Source organism: Arthrobacter pigmenti, assembly GCF_011927905.1.
In the GTDB taxonomy this organism is placed as follows: domain Bacteria; phylum Actinomycetota; class Actinomycetes; order Actinomycetales; family Micrococcaceae; genus Arthrobacter_D; species Arthrobacter_D pigmenti.
The window spans coordinates 3,635,921-3,654,310 of the sequence record NZ_JAATJL010000001.1; the positions used below are offsets into that span (position 1 = coordinate 3,635,921).

The following is an 18,390-nucleotide window of genomic DNA, read 5'->3' on the forward strand; positions in this document are numbered from 1 at the left end:
GACGGCATCCATGGGCTATCTCGCCTGTGGCGAACACGCTCCACAAGGCACCTCCATGCACGTAGCATCGAATTACGCGTTAGCTAGGAGTGTGGCTCATGTTTGAGAGATTTACGGATCGTGCCCGTCGGGTTGTCGTGCTGGCCCAAGAAGAAGCCCGCATGCTCAACCACAACTACATCGGCACCGAGCACATCCTGCTTGGGCTAATTCACGAGGGTGAAGGGGTTGCCGCGAAGGCCCTTGAGTCCCTCAGCATTTCCCTGGGCGCGGTGCGCGAGCAGGTGCAGGAGATCATCGGGCAGGGCCAGCAGGCCCCATCCGGCCATATCCCCTTCACTCCGCGCGCCAAGAAGGTGCTGGAGCTCTCGCTCCGGGAGGCTCTGCAGTTGGGCCATAACTACATCGGCACCGAGCACATCCTGCTCGGGCTCATCCGTGAGGGCGAGGGCGTCGCAGCGCAGGTGTTGGTCAAGCTGGGTGCTGATCTCAATCGCGTTCGCCAACAGGTAATCCAGCTGCTCTCCGGCTACCAGGGCAAGGAGCCCGTGGCCTCCGGCGGCCAGCAGCAGGAAGGCACCCCGGCAGGTTCCGTGGTCCTGGACCAGTTCGGGCGCAACCTCACGCAGGCGGCGCGCGAAGGCAAACTTGACCCGGTGATCGGCCGCGAGCTTGAGATGGAACGCGTCATGCAGGTCCTCTCGCGCCGCACCAAGAACAACCCTGTGCTGATCGGTGAGCCCGGCGTCGGCAAGACCGCCGTCGTTGAGGGACTCGCCCAGGCGATTGTGCGCGGTGATGTGCCTGAAACCATCCGCGACAAGCAGCTGTACACGCTGGACCTCGGTTCCCTCGTGGCCGGTTCACGCTACCGCGGCGATTTCGAGGAGCGCCTGAAGAAGGTGCTCAAGGAAATCCGTACCCGCGGCGACATCATCCTGTTCATCGACGAGATCCACACCCTCGTCGGGGCCGGCGCTGCCGAAGGTGCAATTGACGCGGCGTCCATCCTGAAGCCAATGCTGGCGCGCGGTGAATTGCAGACCATCGGCGCCACCACCCTTGATGAGTACCGCAAGCACATTGAGAAGGACGCAGCTCTTGAGCGCCGCTTCCAGCCCATCCAGGTGCAGGAGCCCTCGGTGGCGCACGCCATTGAAATCCTGAAGGGCCTGCGGGACCGCTACGAGGCCCATCACCGCGTCTCCATCACCGATGCTGCCCTCGCCTCGGCCGCGAACCTGGCGGAGCGGTACATTTCCGACCGCTTTCTGCCGGACAAGGCGATTGACCTGATCGATGAAGCTGGAGCCCGCCTGCGCATTCGCCGGATGACGGCCCCGCCGGAGCTCAAGGAGATCGATGAGCGCATCGCCGATGTGAAGCGCGAGAAGGAATCGGCCATCGACGCCCAGGACTTCGAGGGTGCGGCCCGTCTGCGTGACCGGGAGCAGAAGCTCCATGATGAGCGCATGGACAAGGAGCGTCGCTGGAAGTCCGGCGGCCTGGATGACATCGCCGAGGTTGATGAGGAACTGATCGCGGAGGTGCTCGCCAATTCCACAGGCATCCCCGTCTTCAAGCTCACCGAGGAGGAATCCTCGCGGCTGCTTCACATGGAAGATGAACTCCACAAGCGGGTCATCGGCCAGGATGATGCCATCAAGGCGATCTCCCAGGCAATCCGGCGTACCCGTGCCGGCCTGAAGGATCCCAAGCGTCCGGGCGGTTCGTTCATCTTCGCCGGGCCCACCGGGGTAGGAAAGACCGAACTCGCGAAAGCCCTCGCGGAATTCCTGTTCGGCGACGAAGATTCCCTGATCACGCTGGACATGTCGGAGTATTCGGAGAAGCACACCGTTTCCCGTCTCTTCGGCGCCCCTCCGGGATACGTCGGCTATGAGGAGGGCGGCCAGCTCACAGAGAAGGTCCGGCGTCGGCCTTTCTCTGTGGTGCTCTTCGATGAGGTGGAGAAGGCGCACGCAGACCTCTTCAACTCGCTCCTCCAGATCCTCGAGGACGGCCGCCTCACGGATAGCCAGGGCCGCGTGGTGGACTTTAAGAACACCGTCATCATCATGACCACCAACCTTGGTACACGGGATATCTCGAAGGGTGTCATGACCGGCTTCCAGTCGGGCACCGACACCAACACGAACTACTCCCGCATCAAGGCCAAGGTCACCGAGGAACTCAAGCAGCACTTCCGCCCCGAGTTCCTCAACCGTGTTGATGACACAGTGGTGTTCCCGCAGCTCACCCAGGAAGAAATTGTGCAGATCGTGGATCTGTTCCTCGAGCGGCTGGGTAAGCGCATGGCAGACAAGGGCATGAGCATCGAACTCACTCCCGCCGCCAAGGTGCTGCTGGCTACCCGTGGTTATGACCCAGCGATGGGTGCGCGGCCGCTCCGCCGCACCATCCAGCGCGAGATCGAGGACCAGCTGTCCGAGAAGATCCTGTTTGGTGAGATCAAGTCCGGCGAGCTCGTGTCGGTGGATGTTGAGGGCGAGGGAGACGAAGCCCAGTTCACCTTCGTGGGCCACGGCGCACCGAAGGAGATTGAGGATTCGCCCGCTGCCATTGAGGCCGCCGTCCCCGAGTAAGCGCAATAGCTCAAGCAGTGCAAGGGAAACGTCCCGCGTCGACTGGCGCGGGACGTTTTCTTTTCCGCGTTCAGGATGGGTGCCTCAAGCAATGGCATTACTCTCTTAGTGAAGTGACTGTGAAGTAGCACACATCCGGTGATAGAGATGGAGGATGACTCCCGACACGAATTCACCTACCCCCGTGAAGCCTAAGACGCCATTCCATGACCTGGACCATTTCGTCGCCATTCCCCGACTGAGCGGGCTCGCCGTCAACGCCGACGGAACCCGGCTCGTCACCTCGGTGGCGACGCTCAATTCGAAATGCAACGCCTACGTCTCAGCACTCTGGGAGCTCGATCCGGAGGGAAACAGTCCGGCCCGCCGCATCACCCGGAGTGCCAAGGGCGAATCCGGTGCAGCCTTCCTGGTGAACGGGGACCTGCTCTTCACCTCCACCCGCCCCGATCCGGAGAACTCCGACGAGGACCCGGTCAGCGCATTGTGGAAGCTCCCGGCGCAGGGTGGCGAAGCCCGGATAGTGCATTCCCGTCGCGGCGGGGTGCAGGGCGTGGTGGCGGCACGGAAGGCGGATGCCGCCGTCGTCGTCGCGGAGGTTCTCGCCGGCTCCTCCGATGAGAAGGACGACGACGAGCGCCGTAAGGCGCGCAAGGAAGCAGGGGTGGAGGCGATCCTGCACACGGGATATCCCGTCCGTCACTGGGACGCCGACCTCGGTCCCGCCGAGCCCCGCTTCTTCGTTGTCGAGGAGGGCGAGCAGGAGGCGCTCAAACCGGCCACGGTGGACGAGCAGCCGCAGCTTGCCCTGTGCAACGTCACCGTCGGCATGGGAACCAGTCTCCGAAACAATTCCCCGTGCATCAGCCCCGACGGCGCAGTCATCATCACCGGGCAGACGGTACCGACGGGCAAAGGCGACCAGCGCACGGTCCTGGTGCGTATCGACTCCGCAACGGGTGACCGCACGGTTATCCTCGATTCCCCCGACTACGACTACGACGCCGGCCCCGTCAGTCCGGACAACTCGACCGTGGTGGTGGTCATCAGCCGGCGCACCGGCCCCACAACCCCGCCTGACGTCAAGCTCGGGCTGCTCCCCGTGAACGGTGGACCGCTCGCGCCGCTCGCCGCCGACTGGGACGCCTGGCCATCTCCCGCCGCCTGGCTTCCGGACGGCAGTGGGTTGATTGTGACAGCCGACGACGACGGCGCGTCGCCCGTTTTCACTCTCGACGTCGCAACTGGTGCGGTCCGCCGGGTAACGCAGGACGCGGCGTCCTACACCGACGTCGTCGTCTCGCCCGACGGCGCCACGGCCTATGCGCTGCGCAGCTCCTACGAGTTCCCGCCGGAGGTGGTGCGGATTGACCTCGCTTCGGGAACCGTTACCCCGCTCCCGGGGCCGGTGGAGCGGCCTGCGCTGAGCGGGCGGCTTGAGCGCGTCGATACTACGGGGGAGGACGGCCATCCGGTGAAGTCCTACCTCGTCCTGCCCGCAGGCGCCGGCGGTTCCAGTCCCGCTCCGCTCCTGCTGTGGATCCACGGTGGGCCGCTCGGCTCCTGGAATGCGTGGACCTGGCGGTGGTCGCCGTGGCTGCTGGCCGCGAAGGGCTACGCCGTGCTATTGCCGGACCCTGCACTCTCCACCGGCTACGGCCAGAAGATGATCGAGCGCGGCTGGGGCGCCTGGGGAGATGCTCCGTTCACCGACATTATGGCGGCAACTGACGCCGTCGTCGCCCGCCCGGACATCGACGAGAGCAGGACCGCCGCGATGGGCGGCTCGTTCGGCGGCTACATGGCCAACTGGGTGGCGGGGCACACCGACCGTTTCAACGCGATCGTGACGCACGCCAGCCTCTGGGCGCTGGACCAGTTCGGGCCCACCACGGATGCCTCGTTCTACTGGGAGAAGGAGATGACGCCCGAGATGGCGCTCGCCAATTCCCCGCACGCGCACGTCGAAAAGATCAGCACGCCGATGCTCGTCATCCACGGCGACAAGGACTATCGCGTGCCGATCGGCGAGGGCCTGCGGCTCTGGTATGAACTGCTGTCCAAGTCGGCGCTGCCTGCGGATGCCAACGGCGAGACGGACCACCGGTTCCTGTACTTCCCGGATGAGAATCACTGGATCCTCAAACCGCAGCACGCGAAGATCTGGTACGGCGTCGTCGAGCACTTCCTTGCCCGTCACGTGCTGGGCGAGAAGGTGGAGGTACCCGCCGAACTGGGGCTGTAAAGTCCCTAGACTGGATCGGGTGAGCCAATCCTTTCGAATCCGCCGGGCAACCACAGCCGATGTCCCCGTTATCAAGCAGCTCGTTGCACCCCTGGCGGAGCAGCGCGTCCTGATGGCCAAGGAAACGGTCGCCTACTATGAGGGCCTCCAGGAGTTCAAAATCGTCGAGGACGACGACGGCGGCGTGCTGGGCTGCGGCGCCCTCCACGTGATGTGGGAGGACCTCGCGGAAATCCGCACTCTTGCCACCGCGGAACGGGCGCGGGGCAGGGGTGTGGGCAGCGCCGTCGTACGCGCCCTGCTGGAGGAAGCGCGCGAGCTCGGCGTGCGCCGGGTCTTCTGCCTCACCTTCGAGGAGGCGTTCTTCGGGAAGCACGGGTTCGAGGTGATGGAGGACCAGTCGGCGGTGGACCCGGTGGTGTACTCGGAGCTGCTGCGCTCACACGATGAGGGCGTGGCGGAGTTCCTCGACCTGGCGCGCGTGAAGCCCAACACCCTCGGGAATACCCGTATGATCCGGGAACTCTAGCCAGATCGGCTGCCCCTCGATAAACTAAGGGTGCTTGGTATTTTAGGACCGGGCGAGTTCCTCCACAAGGGGAGCGGAACGTCGACGAAAGGCGGAACGCATGGGTGCAGACGACAAGACACAGAACAATGCCGAGAAGTTGGGCGGCAAGGTCCAGGAAGGGCTTGGGAAGGCCACCGGCAACAAAGACATGGAAGCCGAGGGCCAGAAGGACCAGAGCAAGGCCGACCTCAAGAACGCCGGCGAGAACATCAAGGACGCGTTCAAGGGCAAGTAGCCGCACTTATTTTCAACGTGCTGTGGGAGGGACTCCATGCGGAGACCTTCCCACAGTCCTTTAACCTCTGGGCAACATCTTTGACCGCGGAGTACTGTGCAAGTAGCCTCACGGCCCGCGGCCCCTCCCGTGGGCAGGCTCAAGCGTCCAAGGAGATCCGCGATGAAGAAGCTCATCAATGACCCGCAGTCCGTCGTGGCCGAATCCGTGGAGGGATTCGGGGCCGCGCACGCCGACCTCGTGCAGGTGCACGCCGACCCGCTCTTCATCACCCGCCGGGACGCCCCGGTGCAGGGCAAGGTGGGGCTGGTATCCGGAGGGGGAAGCGGCCATGAGCCGCTGCACGCCGGGTTTGTGGGGCGCGGAATGCTCGACGCCGCAGTCCCTGGCGCCGTCTTCACCTCGCCCACGCCGGACCAGATTATCCCGGCTACCCTCGCGGTCGACGGCGGCGCCGGCGTCCTGCACATCGTCAAGAACTACACGGGTGACGTCCTCAATTTTGAGACCGCCGCGGAGATGGCGCAGGCCGAGGGCGTGGATATCCGGTCCGTGCTGGTCAACGACGACGTCGCCGTGGAGGATTCGCTGTACACGGCCGGACGGCGCGGGGTTGGCGGGACGGTGCTGGTTGAGCGGATTGCGGGGGCGGCGGCTGAGCGGGGAGACTCGCTGGACGCCGTCGCGGAGATCGCCCAGCGGGTCAATGACAACGTACGTTCCATGGGGGTTGCCCTTTCGGCATGCACGGTTCCGCACGCGGGTGTGCCGAGCTTCGACCTCACTGACGAGGAGATCGAAATCGGGATCGGGATCCACGGCGAACCCGGCCGCCACCGGATTGCCATGGAGAACGCCGACGGCATCACCGATCGTCTCCTTGAGCCGATCCTCGCGGATCTCGGAGCTTCCGCGAGCGATCGCGTACTCCTGTTCGTGAACGGTATGGGAGGCACCCCGGCGAGTGAACTGTACATTGTGTACCGCCGCGCCAGGCAGGTGCTCGAAGACCGCGGCCTCGCCGTCGAGCGGTCCCTGGTGGGCAACTACATTACGGCGCTGGAAATGCAGGGTGCGTCGATCTCGCTGCTGAAGCTCGATGATGACATGGTGGAACTTTGGGATTCGCCGGTATGGACTCCGGCCCTGCGATGGGGAGTGTAGATGGCGTTGAACGCCCAGTGGGCTGAAGCGTGGCTGCGCGAGTGCGCGCGGGTCCTCGCGGAGCACCGCACAGAACTGATCGAGCTGGACCGCGCCATTGGCGACGCTGACCACGGCGAGAACATGCACCGCGGCTTCAGCGCGGTGCTGACAAAGCTCGACGACGGTGGGCAGGAGACACCCGCGGCCGCCCTCAAACTTGCTGCCATGACTCTGATGTCAACTGTTGGCGGTGCGGCTGGCCCTCTCTACGGTACGGCTTTCCTCCGCGCGGCTACTGCTCTTGGCGACGAGCGCGAGGTGGGCGCGTCCGGCGTCGTCGGCTTTCTGACGGCTGCACGCGACGGGGTGGTGGCCCGGGGCAAGGCTGAGCCGGGCGACAAGACCATGGTGGATGCGTGGACTCCGGCCGTTGAGGCCGCTGGAACTGCCGAGGCGGCCGGTGCAACAGCCGCGGAGGCGCTCAAGGCCGCAGCGAACGCGGCCCAGGCCGGAGCCGCTGGGACTGAACCCCTGATCGCCCGGAAGGGACGCGCGAGCTACCTGGGTGAACGCAGTGCCGGGCATCGCGACCCCGGAGCGGTCTCTACGGCCCTGATCCTGCAGGCTGCGGCAGATATAGCGGAGCGGGAACAGTGACGGTAGGGCTGGTGATCGTCTCGCACAGCAGCAAGATCGCCGAAGGTGTCGTGGAACTTGCTGGTCAGATGGCTCCGAACGTGCTCATTGTTCCCGCGGGCGGTACTGCTGACTCGCCGCCCCGGATCGGCACAAGCCTGGAGAAGGTCCAGAAGGGGCTCGTCGAGGCGGACCAGGGGGACGGCGTCGTCGTGCTGACGGACCTTGGCTCAGCTGTGATGACTGCGGAAATGACCCTCGAGTTTCTCGCTCAGGACGCCCGCTCCCGCATACGACTGCCAAGGGCTGCGCTGGTCGAGGGAGCGGTTGCCGCTGCGGTCCGTGCGCAGTCCGGCGGAACGGTGGACGAGGTCGCTGCCGAGGCGGAGGCCGCCGTCGTATCCATAGACCCGGAGTCGCTGGAGCCGTTCGTATCGCATGGCGCCGCAGCACCCGGCATCCCGGTTCCTGCGGACAAGCCGCGCGGTACGCCGGTTCGCGGGGCCTGGACCATCCGGAACAAGATGGGGCTGCACGCGCGTCCCGCAGCCGTGATCGCCCGGGCGCTGACTGACCTCGACGCCGAGGTCACCATCAACGGCGTCGACGGCAAATCGGTGATGCTGCTGATGAGCCTGGCGCTCGGCGCTGGTTCCGAGCTGCAAGCCGAAGCCACTGGTCCGCAGGCGCGGGCGGCGATCGACTACATCGGCCGCGAAGTCGAGGACGGTTTCGGCGAACTCTGAGGCTGTTCGCGGAGCTTTCGCACAGCTTCGGTGATCTTGGCCGGCCGGACCCACCAGAGCTGCCTCCTCAGCCGGGCAGGCGCACTCCCTGAACGGTCTCCTCCGCCAGGCCATCGGCGAGGAGGCCGTTCAGCGCGCGTTCCAACTGCTCGAACGGCGCATTTAGTGTGTAGAGCTTCTGAAATTCCGCGCTGATCCCGTGGGCCAGATCGACCGGCCGCTCATGAACCAGATGCCGCGGTATGGGATGCTCGGAATGGCGCAGCACATGCATGATCGCGCCGCGCACCTGCCGATCCGTCCCCGCCCAGGGCTGCCCCTTAGGGACGTAGGTCGGCGCCGGTCTGCCCGCAGCCACCCAGGCGCACCTGTCCAGCACCGGGCACTGCGCGCACGCCGGAGTCCGGGCCGTGCAAACCAGTGCGCCCAGCTCCATGACCGCCACGTTCCAGCGAACGGAGGCGGCCTCGTCTTCCGGGAGGAGTTCGGTTGCCCGCCGGGTTTCGGCGGCGGTCAGGGACGGCGCAGGAAGTGCGTCGCCGCCGATCAGGCGGGCGTGCACGCGGCGGATGTTCGTATCCACTACCGTTTCCCGCCGTCCGAAGGCGAAGGCCGCCACGGCTGCGGCCGTGTACGTTCCAACGCCGGGGAGTGCAAGCAGCTCGTCGTACCTGTCCGGAACCTCACCCTCATGGCGTACGACGACTGCGGTAGCCGCCGCGTGCAGACGCAGGGCCCTGCGCGGGTAGCCCAGACGCCCCCAATGCCTGAGTGCGTCACCTGCTGGAGCTGCGGCCAGGTCCGGCGGCGTGGGCCAACGCTTCATCCACTCCGTCCACACAGGCAGTACGCGTGAGACCGGGGTTTGCTGCAGCATGAACTCGCTGACCAGCACCCCCCAGGGCGTGCGGCCGGGCAGCCGCCACGGGAGGTCGCGGGCGGCGCCGTCGAACCAGTCGCTCAGGCTATGGTGCAGCTCAGCGGTATCCATGGGCGCTCCTTCCTGCTCGGCGCTGGCATCTCCCGGGCATGGGTGTCTCTGTCAGGCAACGACTGCACCGCATGCATTGCATGCAATGAGTGCGGTGAAGGCACTCTCCCAGAACAACACGGACCCCGGAAGCTTCAATGTGTGGGCTTGTTCAATCGGCTCCGAAATGGCCAGCACCTACCTTATCCGGATCGCGCAGGGAAGCCCTAAGCGCTCACTCCCCGCCGGTCCAATGAATTCTGACCCCGCTGTGACAGTGAAGGCGACCCCGCTGTGACAGTGAAGGCGACCGCGCTGCGGCCGGGAAGGTGCCCGCGCTGTGACAGGGAAGGTGACCGCATCCCGGCGTGGTGCGCCCGGCTCGCACCTTGCTGTCTTTAGCCTTGATCCATGAGCTCGGCAGGAGGTACAGGCAGCAGTAGGGTTCCCGGTCCTCCCCGGAAGCCGAGCCCCCGGGTACTTCGAAGGCGGCGGCAGGTGGCGGCCGTCGTCGTACTCTTGGTTGTCGGAGGGCTGGTGTGGGCGGGTATTGCGATTGCCGGGCTCTTCCGGGGTGATGAGCCCACCGCGGAAGATCCAGCTGAAACATCGTCGGCCCCGGGCGTCGATGAGAGCGCCACGGCGTCTGCGCCGGCCTCACCGGGCGCCGCGCCGTCGTCGTCGCCCGCTCCCAGTCCCACTCCAACGGAACCAGTGTGTAACCCGGAATCGATCGAAGTGACTGCCACAACTGACGCGCAGACCTACGCCCCTGACCAGGTGCCTGTCCTCACACTCACGGTCAGCAACACAGGCGAAGTTGCCTGCCCCGTGAACGTCGGCACCTCGCAGATGGAATTCCTGATCACCAGTGGGGAGGACCGCGTCTTCTCCTCCCGTGACTGCCAGGAAGGCGCGGAGGATCTCCCTGTCACGATCGAACCGGGCTCATCCGAGACCGCCAGATTCACGTGGGAGCGGATCCGCAGTACGCCGGAATGTACGCCGGTTGAAGCAGTGCCCGGTCCGGGACAGTACGTGTTCCAGGCCCGGTTGGGTGAACGCACCAGCGAGGAAGCCGTCTTCACCCTCGAATAGGCGCTACATGAAGCGGTTCGTTACATGAAGCGGTCGAGGAGGCTGGTCTCGGCAATACGCGAGAGGCCCTCACGAACTGTCCGCGCACGCTGCTCACCGATGCCGTCAACGGCCATGAGGTCGTCGATGTTGGCTGCCATGAGATTCTGCAGCCCGTCGAAGTGATCCACCAGCCGGTTGGCAACAGTCGGCGGCACTGCCTTTATACCGGACAGGAGACGGTACCCCTTGGGCTGCACCACTGCTTCGAGTGAATCCGTGGACGGATTGAAGCCCAGGACGCTCGCGATTGTGCCGAGGTCAATGAGATCCGTGGAGCTGAAGCCCTGCAGCTGCGCGAGCTGCTCCTCCACAGGGCCCACCTCGCCGCCCAGCCCGGAGTAGTCCCGGAGCACCATCTCGCTCCCGGGACCAAGGCCCGTGGTTAGTTCCTCGACCTGAAGTGACAGCAGTCGGCCGTCGATGCCGAGCTCAAGAACGTACTGCGAAATCTCCTCCGAGATGCGGCGCACCATTTCTTGCCGCTGGAGCGTGACGGCGACGTCGCGTACGGTGACCATGGCTTCGATCTCCAGCGCCGACAGCGATCCGGTGACCTGATCCAGCCGCGCCCGGTATCGTTCCAGGGTGGCGAGGGCCTGGTTGGCGCGCGCCAGCACGGGTTCGGAACCCTCCAGGACATGCCTCAGCCCGTCCACGTACAAGGCGATGATCTGCATGGACTGGCTGACCGAGATCACCGGAACGCCCGTCTGGATGGCCACGCGCTCCGCCGTGCGGTGCCGCGTTCCGGATTCCTGGGTCTCGATGCGGTGATCGGGCACCAACTGCACGCCGGCACGCAGAATGTTGCTGGCATCCCGGTCGCAGACAATCGCGCCGTCCATTTTGGCCAGTTCGCGCAGGCGGGTGGGGGAGAAGTCGATTCCGATGTCGAACCCGCCCGAGCAGATGGAATCAACGGCGCGGTCGAAGCCGAGGACTATCAGCGCGCCGGTGCGGCCGCGCAGGATCCGTTCAAGGCCATCGCGCAGCTGCGTACCCGGCGCTACCCGCGCCAGGGTTGCCTTCAACGCGTCCTCCGGACTGCGTACCATCTCACTCCCTCTTCGAAGTTGGGCAGGCGAATGCACAGCCCAACAGTTCCTAATCCTATGGGAGCACGCATCCGCCTGAGCGCCCAGTTACTGTTCAAATGCGTAACGTTCGGCGGATTTGCGCGCCAGGGGAGGTGGAAGAGGCCCTGCCGCGGTCAGAACAGCAGCTCAAGTGCTTCGGTGAGCGTGCTGATCTGCTTCACGGTGAAGCCTGGCGGGATGCGCCCGGGCCCGTTGGGTGATTCGGGTACGACGGCGTGGGTGAAGCCGAGGCGCTCGGCCTCCTGAATACGGCGGGAGATTCCGGGTACGGGGCGTACTTCGCCGGCCAGACCTACCTCGCCGAATGCGATCATCCGCGAGGGCAGCGCCTGGTTGGTCTTTGCCGAGGCGATCGCCAGCGCCACCGAGAGATCTGTGGCCGGTTCACTGAGCTTCACGCCGCCAACCGTGGCCACGTAGCTGTCATCCTTATGCAGCTGCAGTGAGGCCCTGCGCTGCAGCACGGCCAGGAGCATGGACACCCGCGAGCCGTCCAGTCCGCTGGTGGCGCGCCGGGGCTGCGCATTGGCCGATTCGGCCAGGAGTGCCTGCACTTCCGCCAGCAGCGGCCTGCGACCCTCAAGGGTTACCGTGATGCAGGTACCTGCCACCGGCTCCTTGGTGCGGGAGACGAACAGCCCGCTCGGGTCCGCGAGCCCTTCGATGCCGGTGTCCGTCAGGTCGAAGCACCCCACCTCGTCAGTGGGACCGTACCGGTTTTTGACCGCGCGCATGAGGCGCAGCCGCGAGTGCCGTTCACCCTCGAACTGGCAGACCACATCCACCAGGTGTTCCAGGAGCCGCGGACCGGCAATGGAGCCGTCCTTGGTCACGTGCCCTACCAGCAGGGTTGTCATTCCCCGGGTTTTGGCCGCAGCAATGAGCGACGCCGCCACCTCCCTCACCTGGGTGACGCCGCCCGCGCTGCCATCCACCGCCGGGCTGCTGAGCGTCTGCACCGAGTCCACGATGAGCAGCGCCGGATCCACCTTCTCCACCTGGCCCAACGCCTGGCTGAGGTCCGACTCCGCGGTCAGGTATAGCGTGTCCGCCAGCGCCCCGATGCGCTCGGCCCGCAGCTTCACCTGCGCGGAGGACTCCTCTCCCGTGACGTACAGGACACTGCGGCCTGACCGCGCAACTTTCGCCGCGACGTCCAGTAGCAGCGTGGATTTGCCGACGCCGGGCTCCCCGGCCACCAGGATCACGGCACCGGGCACCAGGCCCCCGCCGAGCACGCGGTCCAGTTCGCCCACCCGCGTGGGTTGGTAGGAGGCGCTGGTGGCGTCCACGTCAGCGATCCGCAGCGCGGGCCGCGCGACTGTTGTTGCCGCCGTCGTTCTGGCTACACCTGCCGCGGCTGTTTCCTCCACCGTGCCCCAGGCTTGGCACTCACCGCACCTGCCCACCCATTTGGCTGTGGTCCAGCCGCACTCACCGCAGCGGTAAGCGGGGGCTTGCGTGCGTGATCGGGAGGTCTTCGTAGGCATGCGTCAAACGTACCGGCTGGGTCCGACAAAACCCGGCTAGAGCTTGGGCAGGTAGCCGGCGGCGTCCTCGTGGGAGAGCCCGGTGGACTCCAGGAGGTCCACGACGAGCGGCCGGTACAGGATCACCAGGCCCTCACCCTCAAGGCGTGTCACGTTCAGGCGGGCAGGGTGCAACCGGGTGGCGACGGCGGCGAGGTCCTCGCGCGCCCGGCGCAGGTGCTCACGCCGTTCGGTTGTTGTGGAGGAGGAGAGCGCGAGCGCAAGGACATCTACGGCGTCGGCGGTGTCCTCAATCATCTCAGCGAGTGAGTGCACGGCATCGTCGGAGAGGGCAGCATGGTTGATCACGGAAGTCAGCCGCCGTGAGAAGACGCGGCTGTTGCGCACGGCGAGGTCAATGAAGTGGATTGAGCCGCCCAGTTCGCCGAGCTCGTCGCGGTGCCGGCGGTACGCCGGGGACAGGCGCGCAACCTCCGCGGCCGCCCGCATGGATCCGGAGAGCCCGTCCATGATGGGCTGGCAGTTCCGTGCACGGATGAGCGCGTGCCAGGCCTGGGTGGAATCGCTGTCGGTCAGGGCCCGGGAGTTCTCCCGCAGCACGCCGGACAGTTCGCCGAGCAGTTTCCGGACGTCCCCCTTGGGCTCCCGGCGCGGGTCCCGGGGCGCGAGCACGGTGATCAGAAGCGCGAATCCGCCGCCGATCACGGCGTCCACACTCCGCGTGAATGGACCACCCTCCGGTGCGGGCAGGAGCACCACCAGCAGCGACTGCAGCGCGAGCTGGGTGGTGAAGATGGTTCCGCTGTCGAGGAACCTCGCCAGCAACACCGAAATGAAGAGTACGACGGCGGCCTGCCAGAGTCCTGTGCCGAGCGTTGCCAACAAGACATCGCCTACCGCGATGCCGAGAGTGCAGCCGATGCCCACCTCAAGGACACGGCGGAGGCGCGGATCCCTGGAGAAGCCGAGTGCGATCAACGACGACGTCGCAGCGAACAGCGGCCCCTCATGGCCCAGCACCTGCTCGGCGAACGCATAGGCTCCCACGGCGCAGACAGTGATCTGCACCGCCGGAAGCACGGAGGATTGGCTCCTCCGCAGGCCAACGCGGGAACGGTTGCGCACAAAGGAGCGGGCACGGTCCAGCCGTGAACGCCGGGTCATACGCTAAGACATTACCGCTTAGGAACGGACCAGCAGGGCGAAGCTCGTGGACTGCCCGGTTGAACGGACCCGCAGTGCGGCCAGCGGCGCGACCAGCAGCAGTGCGCCGGCCACCAGTTCCAGGAACTCCTCGAAGTGGTAGACCAGCGCAAGCACCACCGTGGGGACCTCGAGGCGGATCAGTTCCCCGGCGACAAACTCAAGCCCGACGCCGGCAAAAACCAGCGTGGCAACGCCGAGGATAATGAGCCGGGTGGACTGCTCGGGCAGATAGCGGGCGCTCAGGACAGCCATCACCAGGGTCACCACCGCCACTGGTACGCCGAAAATCAACCAGACGAATGTGAAATCATCGACGTCCACAAACTGCATCGCAAGGCCATCCAGCCGCTCATGCAGCCAGGTTCCCTCGTCGAGGCAGAGGAGGAACACCATCGCGGCGAGAATCCACCAGGCGGCGGACCCACGGACCTTCTGATAGCGGGAAAGAAGCGCGGCGAACAGCAGGGTCACCGTTGCCGCCGTCAGCTGCACCACTGCCCACCAGGTGGGGAAGTTGCCTTCATAGTTCACGTCGAAGTAGACGCTGAAAAGTGTCTGGCCGCGAGCCTCTCCGGTCAGCAGCGGGGCGATCAGGCTGAAGCCCACCACCAGGGCATGCACGACGCCGAGGCCCAGCAGGAGCCGACGCCACCGGACAGGCCGTCCCGCCCGTGCGGGAGCTGATTGAAGCGGAGACTCATCCTCCGTGGGTTGCTTGTCGATGCTGCTGTCGGAGGTCATCCATTCAGCGTAGTGGGCCAAGATGAGAGCCCTGCCTACGAACAGGCCGAAACAGGCGCAGCATCCGCATAGTGCATTTCAGTGAAATCTCAAGGGTTCTTAGGCGAGGGAAGCCAAGAATCCGTCTGCCGTTCACCTTTCGTTCATTTTGACCCGTCAGTCTCGTTACCTGCGGTGCCTAACGTGTTTTGCGTACCGGATGTTCAAAACCCTGGAAGGGGCAATATTCAAGTGAAGGCTCTTCGCTTTGGCCGCGCAGCGGCAGTAATCTCGGTGGCCGCCCTGGCCCTCACCGCGTGCGGTTCGGATAACGCCGTTGACGCGGGCGCAGACGGCGGCGAAAGTACAGCCCCCGAAAGCACGGTTTCCGGAACCTTGACCGGCGCGGGTTCATCGGCCCAGAATGCAGCCATGACCGCGTGGAAGACCGGCTTCGAGGAACTTAACCCAGAGGCAACCATCCAGTACTCACCAGACGGATCGGGTGCCGGCCGCGAAGCGTTCCTTGCCGAGGGTGTGCAGTTTGCCGGCTCGGACGCCTACCTGGATGACGAGGAGTATGAGGCTTCCAAGGAGATCTGCGGGCCCGACGGCGCCATCAACGTACCTGCTTACGTCTCGCCGATCGCCGTGGCGTTCAACGTGCCGGGCATCGAGGAGATCAACCTCGACGCCACCACCATCGCATCCATCTTCGCCGGGGAGATCGAGAACTGGAACGATGAGGCCATCGCCTCCCAGAATGAGGGCGTGGAACTCCCGGACCTGCCGATCACCGTTGTCCACCGCGCTGACGATTCCGGAACCACCGAGAACTTCGTCGAGTACCTGGCCGCGGCAGCACCCGATGTCTGGACCTACGAGGTGTCCGGCGACTGGCCCGCAGAGATCGTGGCCGAGAACGCCCAGGGCACCAACGGTGTTGTCTCCACAACCTCCTCAACCGAGGGCGCCATCACCTACACCGACGCTTCCGCCGTCGGCGACCTGGGCCAGGCGCTTGTGAAGGTGGGCGAGGAGTACGTGCCGCTGAGCGCCGAAGCCGCCTCGCGCGCCGTCGAGGTTGCCGAGCCGGTCGAAGGGCGCAACGACGTCGATATGTCCCTGGACCTGCAGCGTGACACCACTGAGTCGGGCGCTTACCCGATCGTGCTCGTGTCCTACCACATCTACTGCAGCGCCTACGAGGACCAGGAGACCGTTGACCTGGTCAAGGCATTCGCCTCCTACGCGGTCAGCGAGGAAGGCCAGAGCACTGCCGAGGGCTCGGCCGGAAACGCGCCGATCTCCGAGACCCTGCGCGAGCAGGCCCAGGAAGCCATTGACTCCATCCAGGTTGCTTCCTGACCATCCGTCAACGCCCCGCCAGGTCAGAAATGACCTGGCGGGGCTGCTGGCTGTCTGCGACCATACTGGGTTGCAGGTACCTTGTAAGAGCGGGAACAGTTTCGTCGATTTCGTCACTCCCGTCTGATATCCCCGCGCAGCGCCGAAAGGTCCCCACGTGTCCACGAATGCACTGAAACGAGCAGGTGGTGCAGGTCAGTCCGGAGACAAGATTTTCTCCGGCGCTTCCCTTGCCGCCGGCTGCCTGATCCTGGCAGCCCTCTTCAGCGTCGCCGTCTTCCTGATCATTGAGGCCCTCCCGGTATTCGGCGCGGACCCATCGGAGATCACGGGTGGAGAAGGCTTCTTCACCTACATCTTTCCGATCGTCATCGGAACGATCATCGCGGCCGCCATCGCCCTGCTGATCGCGACGCCGCTGGGGATCGGCGTGGCACTGTTCATCTCGCACTACGCGCCACGGCGGTTCGCCCAGGGTTTTGGTTACGTGATCGACCTGCTCGCCGCCATCCCGTCCGTGGTCTACGGCGCCTGGGGTTACGCAGTGCTGGCACCGCAGTTGGCCATCGCGTACGACTGGCTTGCACGCAACGCCGGCTGGATCCCGATCTTCGAAGGCCCCGCCAGCCAGACCGGCCGCACTATGCTGACCGCCGGCATTGTGCTCGCCGTGATGGTCCTGCCCATCATCACGTCGCTGAGCCGCGAGATCTTCCTTCAGACGCCAAGCCTGCATGAGGAAGCCGCGCTCGCAATGGGCGCCACCCGGTGGGAAATGATCACGATGGCCGTACTGCCCTTCGCACGCCCCGGAATCATCAGCGCCGCCATGCTCGGCCTCGGCCGTGCGCTCGGCGAGACCATGGCCGTTGCCCTGGTGCTCTCCGGCGGCGGGCTTACCGCCAGCCTCATCCAGTCAGGCAACCAGACCATCGCGGCCGAGATCGCCCTCAACTTCCCCGAGGCGTACGGACTCCGCCTGGCCGAACTCATTGCAGCAGGCCTGGTCCTGTTCGTCATCACGCTGGCCGTCAACGTCATTGCACGCTGGATCATCAGCCGTCACAAAGAATTCTCGGGGGCTAACTAATGGCCAATGCAACCTTGACCCCGCGCCGCTCGCAGCTCACCAAGGGCAAGCTGCCCTCCTACGCCATGTGGGTGGTGCTCGCCGCCTCAGTGGTGCTCGGTGCCGCGCTCGCCGCCGTCGTCGGCTTCAGTATTGTTCCGTGGGCGCTCTTCAGCGCGCTGATCTTCATTGTCGCGGGAACAGTGGTGACCGCCGTCGCCGAAGGCGGACGGAAGGCGAAGAACCGGCTCGCACTGTTCCTGATCTACGGCGCCTTCCTTGTTGCGCTGCTGCCCCTGCTCTCCGTCATCTGGACGGTGCTGGAACGCGGGGTGCCGGGGCTGACGTACAACTTCCTGTTCACGTCCATGAACGGTGTGACCGGTGCGGTGGACAACCAGACGGTGGCCGAGGGGACTCCGGTCCTGGGAGGCGCGTACCACGCAATTGTGGGCACCCTGCAGATCACGCTGTGGGCAACGCTCATCTCGGTGCCGATCGGGCTTCTGACCGCCGTGTATCTCGTGGAGTACTCCACCGGAGGCCATCTGGCGCGCGCCATCACGTTCTTCGTCGACGTGATGACCGGTATCCCCTCAATCGTCGCCGGGCTGTTCGCCGCAGCTCTCTTCGGGCAGATCTTCGGCCCGGGCACGCGCACGGGCTTTGTTGCCGCCGTCGCGCTCTCAGTGCTGATGATCCCGGTTGTTGTGCGCTCCACAGAGGAGATGCTCAAGATCGTCCCCAACGAGCTTCGCGAGGCCGCCTACGCCCTCGGCGTGCGGAAATGGCGCACCATCACCCGGGTGGTCATCCCGACGGCGATCTCCGGGATCGCGTCCGGCGTCACCCTCGCAATCGCCCGGGTAATCGGCGAGACCGCACCCATCCTGGTGACTGCCGGCTTCGCGAGTTCCATCAACTGGAACGTCTTCGGTGACTGGATGAGCACGCTGCCCACGTTCATCTACTACCAGATCCTGACCCCGACCTCCCCGACTGCCATTGACCCGAGTACGCAGCGTGCGTGGGCTGCCGCGCTGGTGCTGATCATCATGGTCATGCTCCTGAACCTGGCGGCACGCCTGATCGCCCGCCTCTTCGCTCCCAAGACCAGCCGCTGACCCGCCGGCACAACCAGAAGG

Annotated in this window: 16 protein-coding genes; 11 read left to right on the forward strand and 5 right to left on the reverse strand. The window is 65.4% G+C overall.

The annotated features are described in order from the left end of the window. The first annotated feature begins 98 nt into the window (after positions 1 to 98). The 7 genes from BJ994_RS17200 (at position 99) to dhaM (ending at position 8,185) form a co-directional block, all read left to right on the forward strand. Entirely contained in the window at positions 99 to 2,606 is a 2,508-nt protein-coding gene (locus BJ994_RS17200; RefSeq protein ID WP_167995626.1) for an ATP-dependent Clp protease ATP-binding subunit, read from the forward strand. A 154-nt stretch (positions 2,607 to 2,760) separates the two neighbouring features. Further along, the gene (locus BJ994_RS17205; RefSeq protein WP_167995627.1) at positions 2,761 to 4,851 is read left to right on the forward strand and encodes a S9 family peptidase; all 2,091 of its coding nucleotides are present in this window, start codon (positions 2,761 to 2,763) and stop codon (positions 4,849 to 4,851) included. A 19-nt stretch (positions 4,852 to 4,870) separates the two neighbouring features. Beyond that, complete coding sequence (locus BJ994_RS17210; RefSeq protein ID WP_167995628.1) at positions 4,871 to 5,380, forward strand: amino-acid N-acetyltransferase; 510 nt, start codon at positions 4,871 to 4,873, stop codon at positions 5,378 to 5,380. Positions 5,381 to 5,480: 100 nt separating this feature from the next. Continuing rightward, positions 5,481 to 5,657, forward strand: coding sequence for a CsbD family protein (locus BJ994_RS17215; protein WP_167995629.1), 177 nt, complete (start codon positions 5,481 to 5,483; stop codon positions 5,655 to 5,657). Positions 5,658 to 5,819: 162 nt separating this feature from the next. Beyond that, on the forward strand, positions 5,820 to 6,821 hold the full coding sequence (gene dhaK / locus BJ994_RS17220) for a dihydroxyacetone kinase subunit DhaK (RefSeq protein ID WP_167995630.1): 1,002 nt from the start codon (positions 5,820 to 5,822) through the stop codon (positions 6,819 to 6,821). Beyond that, entirely contained in the window at positions 6,822 to 7,460 is a 639-nt protein-coding gene (gene dhaL, locus BJ994_RS17225) for a dihydroxyacetone kinase subunit DhaL (protein WP_167995631.1), read from the forward strand. Further along, complete coding sequence (gene dhaM / locus BJ994_RS17230; RefSeq protein ID WP_167995632.1) at positions 7,457 to 8,185, forward strand: dihydroxyacetone kinase phosphoryl donor subunit DhaM; 729 nt, start codon at positions 7,457 to 7,459, stop codon at positions 8,183 to 8,185. The genes dhaL and dhaM overlap by 4 nt, the downstream gene beginning before the upstream one ends. 67 nt (positions 8,186 to 8,252) lie before the next feature. On the opposite strand, the gene BJ994_RS17235 is transcribed toward dhaM, so the two are convergent. Then, positions 8,253 to 9,176 (reverse strand): A/G-specific adenine glycosylase, encoded by a 924-nt coding sequence (locus BJ994_RS17235; RefSeq protein ID WP_167995633.1) that lies wholly within the window; start codon positions 9,174 to 9,176, stop codon positions 8,253 to 8,255. 390 nt (positions 9,177 to 9,566) lie between these two features. Here BJ994_RS17235 and BJ994_RS17240 point away from each other — a divergent pair, with 390 nt between their 5' ends. After that, positions 9,567 to 10,253 carry a hypothetical protein gene (locus BJ994_RS17240; protein ID WP_167995634.1) on the forward strand — a complete coding sequence of 229 codons (687 nt, stop codon included), beginning with the start codon at positions 9,567 to 9,569 and terminating at the stop codon, positions 10,251 to 10,253. Positions 10,254 to 10,273: 20 nt separating this feature from the next. Here the strand turns inward: BJ994_RS17240 and disA are convergent, their stop codons facing one another. The 4 genes from disA to BJ994_RS17260 all read right to left on the reverse strand — a co-directional run bounded on the left by disA (position 10,274) and on the right by BJ994_RS17260 (position 14,829). After that, positions 10,274 to 11,350, reverse strand: a complete 1,077-nt coding sequence (disA, locus tag BJ994_RS17245) for a DNA integrity scanning diadenylate cyclase DisA (protein ID WP_167995635.1) — start codon at positions 11,348 to 11,350, stop codon at positions 10,274 to 10,276. Positions 11,351 to 11,505: 155 nt separating this feature from the next. Next, positions 11,506 to 12,882, reverse strand: a complete 1,377-nt coding sequence (radA, locus tag BJ994_RS17250) for a DNA repair protein RadA (protein ID WP_167995636.1) — start codon at positions 12,880 to 12,882, stop codon at positions 11,506 to 11,508. A 36-nt stretch (positions 12,883 to 12,918) separates the two neighbouring features. After that, a complete protein-coding gene (locus tag BJ994_RS17255; RefSeq protein WP_167995637.1) occupies positions 12,919 to 14,046 on the reverse strand; it encodes an FUSC family protein in 1,128 nt (375 codons plus the stop codon). An 18-nt stretch (positions 14,047 to 14,064) separates the two neighbouring features. Further along, positions 14,065 to 14,829, reverse strand: a complete 765-nt coding sequence (locus tag BJ994_RS17260; RefSeq protein WP_167995638.1) for a hypothetical protein — start codon at positions 14,827 to 14,829, stop codon at positions 14,065 to 14,067. A 231-nt stretch (positions 14,830 to 15,060) separates the two neighbouring features. Here BJ994_RS17260 and pstS point away from each other — a divergent pair, with 231 nt between their 5' ends. From pstS to pstA, 3 genes are all read left to right on the forward strand, one after another. Beyond that, positions 15,061 to 16,176, forward strand: coding sequence for a phosphate ABC transporter substrate-binding protein PstS (gene pstS, locus BJ994_RS17265; protein ID WP_167995639.1), 1,116 nt, complete (start codon positions 15,061 to 15,063; stop codon positions 16,174 to 16,176). A 157-nt stretch (positions 16,177 to 16,333) separates the two neighbouring features. Then, on the forward strand, positions 16,334 to 17,266 hold the full coding sequence (pstC, locus tag BJ994_RS17270) for a phosphate ABC transporter permease subunit PstC (RefSeq protein WP_167995640.1): 933 nt from the start codon (positions 16,334 to 16,336) through the stop codon (positions 17,264 to 17,266). Beyond that, positions 17,266 to 18,369, forward strand: a complete 1,104-nt coding sequence (pstA, locus tag BJ994_RS17275; RefSeq protein ID WP_167995641.1) for a phosphate ABC transporter permease PstA — start codon at positions 17,266 to 17,268, stop codon at positions 18,367 to 18,369. The genes pstC and pstA overlap by 1 nt, the downstream gene beginning before the upstream one ends. Positions 18,370 to 18,390 lie beyond the last annotated feature (21 nt).

What these genes read in the sequence shown, in the direction of transcription:
- BJ994_RS17240 (WP_167995634.1), top strand. Translation starts at nt 9,567, where the DNA reads ATGAGCTCGGCAGGAGGTACAGGCAGCAGTAGGGTTCCCGGTCCTCCC.
- BJ994_RS17255 (WP_167995637.1), bottom strand. Translation starts at nt 14,046, where the DNA reads ATGACCCGGCGTTCACGGCTGGACCGTGCCCGCTCCTTTGTGCGCAAC.
- disA (WP_167995635.1), bottom strand. Translation starts at nt 11,350, where the DNA reads ATGGTACGCAGTCCGGAGGACGCGTTGAAGGCAACCCTGGCGCGGGTA.
- pstA (WP_167995641.1), top strand. Translation starts at nt 17,266, where the DNA reads ATGGCCAATGCAACCTTGACCCCGCGCCGCTCGCAGCTCACCAAGGGC.
- BJ994_RS17235 (WP_167995633.1), bottom strand. Translation starts at nt 9,176, where the DNA reads ATGGATACCGCTGAGCTGCACCATAGCCTGAGCGACTGGTTCGACGGC.
- dhaL (WP_167995631.1), top strand. Translation starts at nt 6,822, where the DNA reads ATGGCGTTGAACGCCCAGTGGGCTGAAGCGTGGCTGCGCGAGTGCGCG.
- BJ994_RS17200 (WP_167995626.1), top strand. Translation starts at nt 99, where the DNA reads ATGTTTGAGAGATTTACGGATCGTGCCCGTCGGGTTGTCGTGCTGGCC.
- radA (WP_167995636.1), bottom strand. Translation starts at nt 12,882, where the DNA reads ATGCCTACGAAGACCTCCCGATCACGCACGCAAGCCCCCGCTTACCGC.
- BJ994_RS17215 (WP_167995629.1), top strand. Translation starts at nt 5,481, where the DNA reads ATGGGTGCAGACGACAAGACACAGAACAATGCCGAGAAGTTGGGCGGC.
- BJ994_RS17260 (WP_167995638.1), bottom strand. Translation starts at nt 14,829, where the DNA reads ATGACCTCCGACAGCAGCATCGACAAGCAACCCACGGAGGATGAGTCT.
- BJ994_RS17205 (WP_167995627.1), top strand. Translation starts at nt 2,761, where the DNA reads ATGACTCCCGACACGAATTCACCTACCCCCGTGAAGCCTAAGACGCCA.
- dhaK (WP_167995630.1), top strand. Translation starts at nt 5,820, where the DNA reads ATGAAGAAGCTCATCAATGACCCGCAGTCCGTCGTGGCCGAATCCGTG.